Genomic DNA, 11249 nt, shown 5'->3' with positions numbered 1-11249 from the left:
GCAGCTGCGCGGCTGGGCGGGAGTGCCCGCCTCGTTGGCTCGGTGGGCAGTGATGCCCAGGGGCAGCGGATGTTGGACGCGCTCTCGGCTGCCGGGGTGGACACCGCGGACGTGGCCGTCCTGCCGGAGCCGACCGGGACGGCGCTGATTGTGGTCGACGGCGACGGTGAGAACCAGATCGTGGTGTGCCCGGGGGCCAACTCAAGCCTGTCGCTGGACGGGGTTGAGTTCGGCCCGGAGGAGACGGTGCTATGCCAACTCGAGGTGGGGCTGCCGGTGGTGCTGGAGGCCGCCCGGCGGCACACCGGGTTCTTCGTGCTGAACGCCGGGCCGGCCATGGACCTGCCGGCGGAGCTGCTGGAGCGGTGCAACCTGGTGATCGTGAACGAGAGTGAGTATGCCCTGATTCCCGCCCTCGCGGAGGCGAAGCTGGTGGCGGTGACGTACGGCAGGGACGGCTCGGCAGTGTTCGAGCACGGCCGGAAGGTCGCCGAGGCACCGTCCGTTGCGGTGGTGGTGGCGAACACAGTGGGCGCTGGGGATGCGTTCTGCGCCGCCCTGGTCCTGGCCCTGCGGCAGGGCTTGGACTACGCCCACGCGCTGGCCGTGGCCAATGGCGTGGGCGGGGACGCCGTAGGCGATGCATCATCGCAGCCGGATTTGGCACAGCTGGGTTACTACGTCAAGCGTACTGCCGTTGCTGAGGGTGCGCGGTGAATGTCGTTTTCAGGCGCGCGGTACCGTCGGACTTCTCCGAGGTCCGACGCATCACCCGAGACGCGTACCTGCGGGCCGGCCACTTCGCAGCGGACCATCCGTACATGAGCGTGCTGGAGGATGTGGAACACCGCGCCGAGCATGCGCAGGTGTGGGTGGCGGAGGCTGCCGGGAACGTGGTGGCCGCGGTGACGCTGACGTTCGCCGGGCAGCCGTACAGCGAGATTGCCGAGGACGGGGAGCTGGAGTTCCGCATGCTGGCGGTGGACCCGGTGCACCAAGGCGGCGGCGTGGGCCGGGCCGTGGTGCACGAGATCGTGGAGCACGCACGGCAACTGGCCGGCATCGACGCGATCAGCATCACCAGCGCAACATTTATGGAACGCGCGCACGGCCTCTACCGGTCGCTGGGCTTCCGCCGTGCACCCGAGCGGGACTGGTACGTGCCGGGTGAGGACGTGTTGTTGTGGGTGTTCCGGCTGGAGCTCGATGATTGAGCATGTCGAAACCGGACAGGGGTTGAGCCTGTCGAAACTAGCGTCCGAACCTCAAACGAGACACAACTGACAAATGGGCCACGGTATGCTCCTCGCACCAATCGGGCTCCTGATATGGATTCCTTCCTTTTCGTCCATGGTCTTTACGGCACTATCTGGGCGGTATGCAACGTCGCTCTCTGGCTGACGGGCGCGGTGACGCGACTCACCAAGCCAAACGCCAACCTCAACCCGCCGCCCCACAGCCTGCCGCCAAAAGCCGCACAGTCCTGGGGCGCCATCCCGGGCAGCGTTGCCCGGGTTCCAGACCGGCCGTACCGGCGCCCACGCCACGTCGATATATGGTTTTCCACGCCAGCATCACTAGCCACGGCACCTAGGCCGGCCCTGCACCTCCGGCTAGTTCCGTCGAGGCTGCACGACAGAACCTACATAAGCCGTCGATAAATGGCGCTACATCTAGCGACTAAGGCCTTCAACGGAAGATGATTGAACCACTTAGGCGCAGCAAACCCGCCAATGCCGGTGGGCTTGGAATGCAAGCGGGGGCACGGCACGTTGGAAAAACAGAAAACGTCGACACGACGAAAGTGGCTTTGGGGTATCGGCATATTTCTTGGGCTGGCACTCCTCTCGCGGATCTTTAACCCGCAGGAACCGTCGTCAGGCCCGGCTGTCGATGCAAGCCCAAGTGCAGCGGCTTCGTATACGCTTGCTCCCACTTTTCCTGTATCGCCGCCAACACAAAAGGCACCGGCTCCGCCACCAACTTCAGGCCCACCGCGTCTGTCAGAGGAGCAGCTTCAGGCTTGGGCAGACCAGATAGAGGCAGATGCGCGGGCCCATTTCGGAGTGAGCTCCTGGCAGGATACGTGCGCGGGCACTAACCCGGGTTGGTCCTGCCTTGTCAACGACAGACGTCCAAACAGGAAGGTTCGCTGACCATAACACTCCTAGTCCCTCCGTTTGACCCGAAGGGCTCAGAGCTGGGCGACAGCGCAGCCCGGGCCCTTTTCAGACTCCTCCAACTTCAGCACCGGGATATGAAGGCTATCGAGGTGGTTGATATGGACGGTGGGCCGCTAGCCACGGTGACACGCACCAGTGCATTGCCTCTGGAGAAGTGACGCACCTGAGACGACGATTTAGGCCGTCAACCCTTAAGCACACGTAGGGCAATGAATGCCTGCCGAATGGACTCCTCTGTTAGCCGTGCCAGTGGGACATTCGGCCGCCGGCTGGCAAACTGTGTCGCGCGCAACGAGTCCGCCACTTCCTCTAGCCCGGCAGCCTGTCCTAGTTGATCAACGAACTCATCCAGGACTGATAAGTCCGGTTTCTCCTCAGGTGACATCTTGGAGATTCTGGTGAAATCAAACTCCACGGATGTGCGTTGGCCGGTATAAAAATACAGCGAAACCCTCCCCAGCTGCTGACCGCTTGCGCTAGAGATCTCAAGATGAGCGGCCGGAGTGGGACTCCTCGAACCGATGAAGGCTAGCTCAGCTCGAGAGGCTTCAGTGATGAACAAGTCAAAGATTTCAATGCTCGCACTGTCATTCGACTCGAGCCATGAACGATAGGATCGGGCGTCCCATACCACCAGGTCGCCAGCGGCAGTTCTGCTCGCTCCTGCCCGGACTTCAGCCAGTTCTTGTCCGTAGATGCGCGGAGCCAGTATTTCGATGTTTCCCTGAGTGAGGCGCGAGTATTCGACGGCGACAACCGACGTGTTTGGACCGGACATGAAGTTGAGGTACTCGACCATTCTCTTCAGGGGCGAGTTGATCGCATCGACGGCCAATACGATCCTCAACCGGCCCTCGGCGAGATTCCGCGCAACCGCCTCTCGAAGGGGGATCCCGGTCTCGGGGTCTTCGCTGAAGAGGGACTCCTGGGTACGGCTTTGCCAGCGTGCTGCGAAATCGTCAACGTCCATCTTCCACAGACGCGATGCGTAGTCGAACATTTGCCCAACGATCTCGCGTCTGACCTGAGGATTGGCCGCCAGCTTGCATTCAACCAGTGTCAGGTCCCCGTCGGGACCGACAACGACGATGTCCGCTGGGCCCGCCTCGGACTGAAACTCACGGCATGTCCGCGCACCCTCGCTAACCCCTGGGATCAGGTCCGGATGCTGGGTGAGTATCCGCTGCAGATCCGATTCCAAGGCATATCCCGCATATGTAGCCTCGCGCCAGCTTCCGTCGCCCTGCCGAATCAATATGTCACTCATAGCGGCGCCTCCGGTGGAATGATCCGGACATGCCCCTGCGGAGGTCGTCCAGTTGACGTTCTCCGACAGCGTATAAATAAACCTCGATGGCCGGTTATTCGTCAGTTTGCGCCAGAGAATTCTAATTCTCAATCCCTGCCTCGTTGGCGGCTGGATCTCGTGGAGCGCACGAGAATTCCCGGTCCAGTTGGTCGCAGCAACAGAACGCATCTGTGGCCGCGCCCAACAACCCGAACGTCCGACCTACGAAAGCAGCGATGTAGCCAGTCGTACAGTATCGCCCCGTAGTTCAAGATGCCCGGTTTCCACTGCGTGCTGCAGCCCCTCATTCAGTCGAGCCGTAATGCCAGCGGTCCTGCGTTTCCCACCGAAGGTCTGAATCGTTTCCCGATGCAGCTCACCCACCGCAATGCCGCCAGTCGCACCCACGATATTCACCATGGCATTCCGTAGCTCCACAACGCTGATGTGCTCCGGTTTACGGATGATCTCAGCGTCGTTCGGCCGGAAAGCCTTCCAACCGCGCCTATCCACCGTGGCATCCCAGACAAAGCCATCGTCGTCAATAACGTGAACCGACGGTTCGACCAGACGAAGCACGGAGTTCGCACGGGAACCGTTGACCTTATTGAGGCCGAATGCAGCACACACCAGTCTTGCGAGGCGATCCTTGTGCACGGGCCCCTCAGCCGCGACAACAACACCGATGGCGTCCCGGACGGCAGCAATGGAACGACGTGAGTGCAGGCTGTCAAGGACGTCGGTGCTACCAAATCTCTGGACAGTCCACGGTTCGTAAATTTGAACCCCGGCATCAACACGTTCTGACGACGGCGAAGTAAAAGGTTTCCGGATCTCCTCGAAAAGTGGCAATGTGCCCAAGATGTCCGTGAAGCTTTCGTCCGCATCAGCGCGGTGGGATTCGTCAAGGATTCCCGGGCCAGCGATAACCGGGGTATCCGGCTCTGCCGACGGTTCTTCCGAAACCTCGCCTGCGGCTTCCCGCAAGGAAAGTTCCAGTCGGTCGAGGACAGCTTCACTGTCCGAAAGCCATGCCGGCAGCCACACACGCTCCACTGAGGGCCACCGCATCATCCGCGTTAGGACATCCCGGGGCAGTCCATCCCGGTCCCCCGCTGTCCGGCGTGCTGCCCAAGCAGGACTGTCCAACAGGATGGCCATAAGTTGGCGGGAAGGATCTTCGGCCAACGCAACACTCAGGTCCACCTTGAAATCGGACAATCCCACATCTGAAGAAACAACAAAACCGCGGTCCCGCAGCGCGTCCGCGATCTCTTCCCGGTGCAGGTCGATGCTGGCAGCGCGGCGCCCATCGTATGGCAGCGCGGCAGTCCCCTGCTCGGCCAGATCAAGGTAGGACCGCAGGTGCTTGATGCCAACGGAGCTGGTTTCCTCGGAGCGCAGATCGGACGGGTTGAAGCTGGAGAAGACAATAACTTGCCGGCGTGCACGGGTGACAGCAACGTTGAGGCGCCGTTCACCGCCAGACCGGTTCAAGGGACCAAAGTTCAGCGGCAGGTATCCCTTGTCATTCTTGCTGAACCCCGTAGAGAACAGGATGACGTCCCGCTCGTCACCCTGCACGTTCTCGAGGTTCTTGACGAAAAGCCCCTCTAAATCCTCGTCCAGGGCAGTGACGATACGGGGATCCTCGGTGTCTCGCAGCAGCCCTTCGATCAGGGCACGTTGCTGCAAGTTGAACGTCACCACACCTACGGAGGGAGTCCCCGCCGGATCAGCATCAAACCTCCGGCGGATCTCGGCCACCACCGCAGCAGCCTCCACCGGGTTGGTACGAAGGACCTTGGATGGTCCCGAGCGGTGGAACTGGCCATCCACGCGGACAAAGTTCACTCCATGTCCGCGGACACCCGCATTCGCAGCGCCGTGGGACGGGCCCGGGAACGAGGAAAGCTTGCTGTCGTAGTACTGCTGGTTACTGAAAGCAATCAGCGATTCGTCTTGGCTCCGGTAGTGCCAGGACAGCCACTGCCGCGGCACCCGCGCTTCCACGCACTCGGAAAGGATCGACTCCATATCCTCCACGACGGAGATCTCGGCGTCGCCGTCGCTGCTGGCGTCGGAGGAAATCTCGGCGAACGACGTGGGCGGCATCTGCTTGCTGTCGCCCACCACCACCACTGACGCACCGCGGCCCATGGCACCCACCGCGTCGGCAACCCGGATCTGTGAGGCTTCATCGAACACCACGATGTCAAACAGATTGGCCTTGGCAGGGAAGAACCGCGCCACCGAATCCGGGCTGACCAGCGTGCAGGGCATTATGCCCGTGATGAGGTCTGCATAGTGTTCCATCAGTTTTCGGACGGACAACCCACCTCGTTGCCTCGTCAGTTGCCGTTGCAGCTCGCCCATACGCCCGGAGGTCGACGACGACGAGACCGTCCGGGAGCGCAGAACCCCGGCGGCGAGGTTGGTTTTGAGCAGCTCGCGTACGTTTTCCGCCCTCGTGGTGAACCGCTCGATGGTGCGCTCGTGCACCGCGGCATCAAAGTCGCCCAACCCGGTAGCGATGCGCCGTTCAGCCAGCGACCCTTCAGCCAAGCCGCGTTCAAAGGCTGCTGCTGCGTCGTCGGCGTCCAGCTCGCCGTCGAGGATGGCAATACGGGCGTCCACCAGCCCCGCGGCACGCAGCGGTTCGAGATGACGGACCAGCTCGAGCCACCGCGTCAGCGGTACCGACCCCGCCGCCTCCAGTCGCCGCGCCACCGATGTTTCCCACCATCGGACCAGGAAGCCCCGCTCGCCGGTCCACGTACGCAGGTCAGCGCTGCCCATACCTTGGATCTGCAGGAATTCTTCCCAGGCCTGGGAAAGCTCCCGCAGCCAGCCGACAACGTTCTGGTGGACGTCCGGGGCATCCTTCAGGAACCTACGGAGCTCGCTCTGGAAGCTCGCGACTGCGGGCTCCGGAGACGGCTGCACCGCCTGCGCGGCCCAACGGAGCCAGGAAATGCGGTGTCGCAGGTCGGCTTGGGCGTCCGGCGTCAGCGGGTTCCATTGCTGGTCTGCAGGCAGCCCAGGCAAAGAGCCCCGCGTTGCCCGCAGGCCGGAGACCTCGTCCTGGACGGCCACCAGTTTCTCCAGCAGCGGCACCAGCTCCTTGTGGCGGATCTCAGCTCCAGGAACAAGCACGGAAGACAGTTCGGCAGCCACTGCCAACAACCGCTTCTTGCGTCCCCAGAACCCGGACGCTGCGGCCTGCTGCGCGCGGCCGAGAATTTCTGGCAGAGGAAGGTCCATAGCCGCCGGCGCTACCTGCTCAAGGCCCGGATGCTGGACGGACGCAAAGGCCGTAACCAGTTTCTCCAGCTGTTCAGCATTAACCGACCAGTCGCTGGAGCGGACCACATCCAGGGTCCCCAACGGGACGTCCCGGTCCTGCAGCAGTGTGGCGAGCGTTGCGACATCGGCCGGCGTCTGCGCTGCGTCCAGAACCGACGGCAGTCCGGGCGTTGGCCGCAAGGCGTTCAGCGCCTCGTTGAGGCGACGTCCCAGAGCCAGCAGTTGCTGCTCCTGCTGCTCGCCGCCGGCGACAGCGGCAAACCGCCATGGGTGATCAGGTCCAGGACGGACGGGGTCCGTAAACTCTGGAAGTTCCCGCAACACCTGCCGGATCGACTCCAGGGTGGAATCATTCAAGGACGCGGTCAGCTCCGGGCTGAGTGGAACCGTGGCGTGATCAGGTTCGTAGGTCAACGCCTTGGTCCGCGCGCTGTAGAGGGACAGCTGCGCGCCGTTCTCCTCGTGGACGTTGGTGGCGTAGCGGACCACTCCACGCCGGGCTGAGGCAAGGTCTGTGGAGGCAGTCTCCAGCTGCTGCTTATTCGCAGACAGGCGCAGCTCCAGGGCGTGTTTGATCTGCGCCCTGACTACCGCTGGCTTACTGCCTTTGTCATGCAGGTCAAGGGAAAACGGCCCCATCCCGACGTCGTCGAGCCGCCTTTGAACAACATCGAGTGCTGCCCGCTTCTCTGCAACGAACAAAACCCGTTTGCCGTCAACAATGGCGCGGGTCAGGAGGTTGGTAATGGTCTGTGACTTTCCGGTGCCCGGAGGGCCTTCCAGCACGAACGTCTGGCCGGCGACTGCAGACGCGACTGCCTCTAGCTGCGACGAGTCCGCTGGTATTGGACACTGCGCTGCAAGGGCGTCCAGGTCGACGTCGGGCATGACGGGAACGCTGTCTGAATACAGTTCCGTGGGGGTGCTGACCAAGTGATTGACCAAGCTGTTGGCCCTGAATTCCTTCCAGTTCTCATCAAGGTCCTTCCACAGCCGGAACTTGGCGAACTGCAACATGGACAGGTCCACGGTGTTTTCCACCCGGAAGGCGAGGCCCTTGGCCGAAACGGCGGCCCGGACTGCATCGAAGGCAGCGTCCAGATCGATTCCTGATCCATCTTCCTCCGGTTCGGCCAGGCCCGGGATGCGCAGGTCGTGGGACTGGGCCAGCTTCTCGAGCAGGCAATAGTTAGGCGTTGACTGGCCGGTCTCATCCAGTGTGACCCGGTATAAACCGTTTTTTCCTGCGGAAGTCAGTTTCACCGGGACCAGAACCAGCGGGGACCGAAGCGCGCGGCCGTCCAGCTCCCACATCAGGCTGCCGATCGCCAGGTAGAGGTTATTGGCTCCGGTTTCCTCCAGCTGGGTCTTCGCCTTGTAGGCGAGCCCGCGCATCTTGGCGTTGTAGCCGTCTGCGCTGACCTCGGCAAACACGGACTTTTTGGAGCTGAGCAGGTCCGCGAGTTCGTCTTGGGGAAGGTCCTTGCCGAAGCGGACGCCGCGCTCCTGGTGGATGGCGCTGATCTGGTTGGACGGAAGCAGGCTGACAGATGTGCCCTTGCTGATGAGGTCCTCGAAGGCGCCCATCCAAGCGGTAGGCACTGCAAGTGGGAACCGGGCCGTTTCTGTGAAGTTGATGAGCCTGTTTCGCAGGCTAAGGTCCAGCAGTGCGTTCTTCCATTGGACCACGCGGGGTGGAACATCGGATGCTGTCCGGGCGGTTCCTCCGGTGGAAGTTGCCTTCTCTGGCAGCGCCGGCGCAGTCTTGGTTTCCGGGACGTAGTTGACCACGGTGTGGGTACCGGCGTCGGAGGTGGTGCGGGCAGGCAGCGGGTAGATGCCATCGAGGCGGGCCCGCCTGATGTCAGTCACCGCGTTGATCTCGTCATTACCGCTTTCCACATAGCGGTTCAGCGGGCTACTGCGGAGTGCGGCCGCCGAGATCGGCTGACTGCCGGTGAGGAGCGTAGTTTCCACGAGGCCAATAAAGCCTCGCTGGACAAGACTGACCAGCTCGGGCACGTCGTCGGACGCCGCAGTGCTGAGGCTGCCTTCCTCGCGCCAGTAGCCGAGGAAGGCGTGGCCGTCCACTAGCCAGAGCAAAGGCCGGATGCCGCAGAATTCCAATGCGGCGGCGAGGACCAGCGTGGTGTCGAGGCACGTGCCCAGACGGTCGTCAAGGACCTGCGCCGGCGTGCGAACCTGCTGGCCTTCCAGTCCCCAGCTGGCCGGTGGCATGCTGTAGCGGATGTCGCGGGCGCTCATGGCCTGGGCGATCGCGAACACGATCTGGTCAACCCGGTCCCCGTCTTCCAGGTACCCGTCGAAGCTGCCGCTGCCCGTTGTTTGGACGAGGATGTCGGCGGCCTCGGACATGAGCTTGGCAATGCTGGGGTGGTGCGGTTGCGCGTACGCGGCCAGGAACTCGTAGGAAACGAGTCCCCGTCCGGCAATCCACAACTGGGCGGGCAGGAGCGTCAGGTCCGCTTCTGCCCGGCCCAGCTCCGCCGCGGTGGCATCGGCACCCGGCGATTGGACGGTCACCAGCACCTTTCCCATCTGGCGGTCAGCCAGTTCATACATGGTGGCGGCCTGAACTGGGACATTGATGTCATCGAGCGTGATGGTCTGGCCCGCGGCCAGGTCCACATACTGCTGGAAGTCGCCCGAGATCCGGCCCGACAGCGCGGACGCCTCGATATGAACAACGGCGCCACGGATTTCCGCGCCAACGTTGGTGATCCTGACCTGCCTGACGAAGCGGAAGCCGTTATGCGCCATCGCGTAGCTCAGTGCATCTGCCGTGGTCACTTCGACCACAACGTGGGCAGCGGATGCCGCCGGTTCATGGGCCACAGGTTCACCTGAAGAGTTTGCCGCCGGGAGGTCGGGCTGCGCGACGGCGGCCGGCAGAGCCTGCTGGTCTTCTTCCGGTTGTTCCCGGTCCGTTGCAGATCGGTCCTGGTACTCGGTTAGAAGCGAAGCCAACTCGCTATGGGTGCCGGTCAGGCCGATAATCTTGGCCAGGCGTCCTGCGGTGTCCAGGGTACGGAATGTATCGGGGTCGTCGAAGGACTCGTTGTGTGCCCAAAGGTTGCGCGCTTGGCGCAGCTCGGAGGTGTGGCTGCGCGCATCATGCGGGAGGTTGAAGGGGTAGCCAAGTGACCCCATGGATTCAGTCATAATGCGCAGCTGCAGGCTGAGATCGGTGGGGGCGTAGGTTTGCGCAGCCCGGCCGGCGTTCTCGTCCTTGTGCTGAATGATCTTCGTCCAGGTCACACCGGGGGCTACCTCGCCGAGCACGCCTGCGATATACGGCTCAAGACCAACCGCCAAGGCCTCAAGCGCCCGGCCCACGTACTCGCGGTTGGACAGACTCATCAAATTCCCCCATCTACGGCACCGCCATCAGTACCGTCATTCAATCAATGCAACCAATCATGGCATCCGGCGCTGACAATCCTGTCTGTCTGCTGGTCCTGGCGCCGCGCAACGGTCCGGAAACCGCTAAGTTACGGCCCGGACCAGTGGGTTTCCGGTTTATCTGGCGATCCGGCCGTCAAGTTCTTCATCGATTCTTCGATTGCGTGCGGAGATGAATGCGTTGCTGAGTCGTAAGTACTCGAGGTATTCGTCACGGTCCTTCGGAACGGCTGGTGTGCTGAAGTCGGCGAAGGGGTGGAAGAACCGGATGGTTTGGCCGTCATCCTCCACGAGGTCTTCCAGTAGAAAGAATTTGACGTACCCGGCGAAATCCCCGAACAGTGCGAAGAATTCCGCGTACCGGAGCAGGACATCTGCAAGGGGGCTCGGCTCACCAACATAGTGGCGGCGGATGCACTCCAGTGTCAGGTCGAAGCGATCGGCGATCCTGGGATGGAGTCCGCGTGCACCATTGATCGTCGGCTTTCTGCCGATCCTGTTGCCGGGGAACACTAGAGTGCTTCCGGCCGTATAGCCGTGGTACTCGGGTAGGTCATTTTCCGGGATCTCGCGTATGACCCTCCAAGCCTTTTTCCGCAGCCGGGTGGTGATCGTGTCACTGGCGAGGAAGAAGACACCGGAAGAGGATCGGTGCACCAGGTACGCGCGGGGTTCCATTGTCAGGTCGAAGTGCGCACCGGTGGGCAACTCCTTGCTCCAGAGCAGCTGGTGGTACTTCCGCAGGGCAGGGCTGAAGGAGTCAGGGTCCTTGCCGTCCGGAGTGTCGGAGTGGAAGTCAAAAGTCATCGGTGTGCCCCATGCTCGATGCGTATGTCGTGGTCCGTGAATCGTCTCACGTGATCCCACGGGCAGAGCCGGTCTTGATTCAATGCTGCCGTGTTCCTGCGCCAATGCTGAGAAGTAGTCGCTGGCTGCTGTGAAACCGGGATTGAAGCTTTTGGCGCAGCTACAAAGTCGTCCCACTACCGCTGCTGCATCGCGTGCATCAGCTCGTCCCGCGGCCATCAACCTGTACCGTCTCCCTAGCT

Annotated in this window: 5 protein-coding genes; 2 read left to right on the top strand and 3 right to left on the bottom strand. The window is 62.4% G+C overall.

Going from position 1 to position 11249, the window contains the following annotated elements; genetic code table 11:
- Both AC5RV1_RS16935 and AC5RV1_RS16930 read left to right on the top strand, forming a co-directional pair.
- Window positions 1-717, top strand: a 717-nt coding sequence (locus AC5RV1_RS16935) for a PfkB family carbohydrate kinase (protein ID WP_493995361.1), incomplete at its 5' end; no start/stop codon positions are given.
- Window positions 714-1214 carry a GNAT family N-acetyltransferase gene (locus AC5RV1_RS16930; RefSeq protein WP_493995360.1) on the top strand — a complete coding sequence of 167 codons (501 nt, stop codon included), beginning with the start codon at window positions 714-716 and terminating at the stop codon, window positions 1212-1214. The genes AC5RV1_RS16935 and AC5RV1_RS16930, both read left to right, overlap by 4 nt.
- Before the next feature lie 1153 nt (window positions 1215-2367).
- On the opposite strand, the gene AC5RV1_RS16925 is transcribed toward AC5RV1_RS16930, so the two are convergent.
- From AC5RV1_RS16925 to AC5RV1_RS16915, 3 genes are all read right to left on the bottom strand, one after another.
- Entirely contained in the window at window positions 2368-3450 is a 1083-nt protein-coding gene (locus tag AC5RV1_RS16925) for a hypothetical protein (RefSeq protein ID WP_493995359.1), read from the bottom strand.
- Between the two features lie 243 nt (window positions 3451-3693).
- Window positions 3694-10158 (bottom strand): anti-phage protein ProA, encoded by a 6465-nt coding sequence (proA, locus tag AC5RV1_RS16920; RefSeq protein ID WP_493995358.1) that lies wholly within the window; start codon window positions 10156-10158, stop codon window positions 3694-3696.
- Window positions 10159-10317: 159 nt separating this feature from the next.
- On the bottom strand, window positions 10318-11007 hold the full coding sequence (locus tag AC5RV1_RS16915; protein WP_493995357.1) for a DUF6994 family protein: 690 nt from the start codon (window positions 11005-11007) through the stop codon (window positions 10318-10320).
- Window positions 11008-11249: the final 242 nt, after the last annotated feature.

Source organism: Arthrobacter sp. Hb9-2, assembly GCF_059091165.1.
Note: the sequence above shows the minus strand (reverse complement) of the source record. Positions and strands in the feature narration are given on the sequence as shown.

What these genes read in the sequence shown, in the direction of transcription:
- proA (WP_493995358.1), bottom strand. Translation starts at nt 10,158, where the DNA reads ATGAGTCTGTCCAACCGCGAGTACGTGGGCCGGGCGCTTGAGGCCTTG.
- AC5RV1_RS16915 (WP_493995357.1), bottom strand. Translation starts at nt 11,007, where the DNA reads ATGACTTTTGACTTCCACTCCGACACTCCGGACGGCAAGGACCCTGAC.
- AC5RV1_RS16925 (WP_493995359.1), bottom strand. Translation starts at nt 3,450, where the DNA reads ATGAGTGACATATTGATTCGGCAGGGCGACGGAAGCTGGCGCGAGGCT.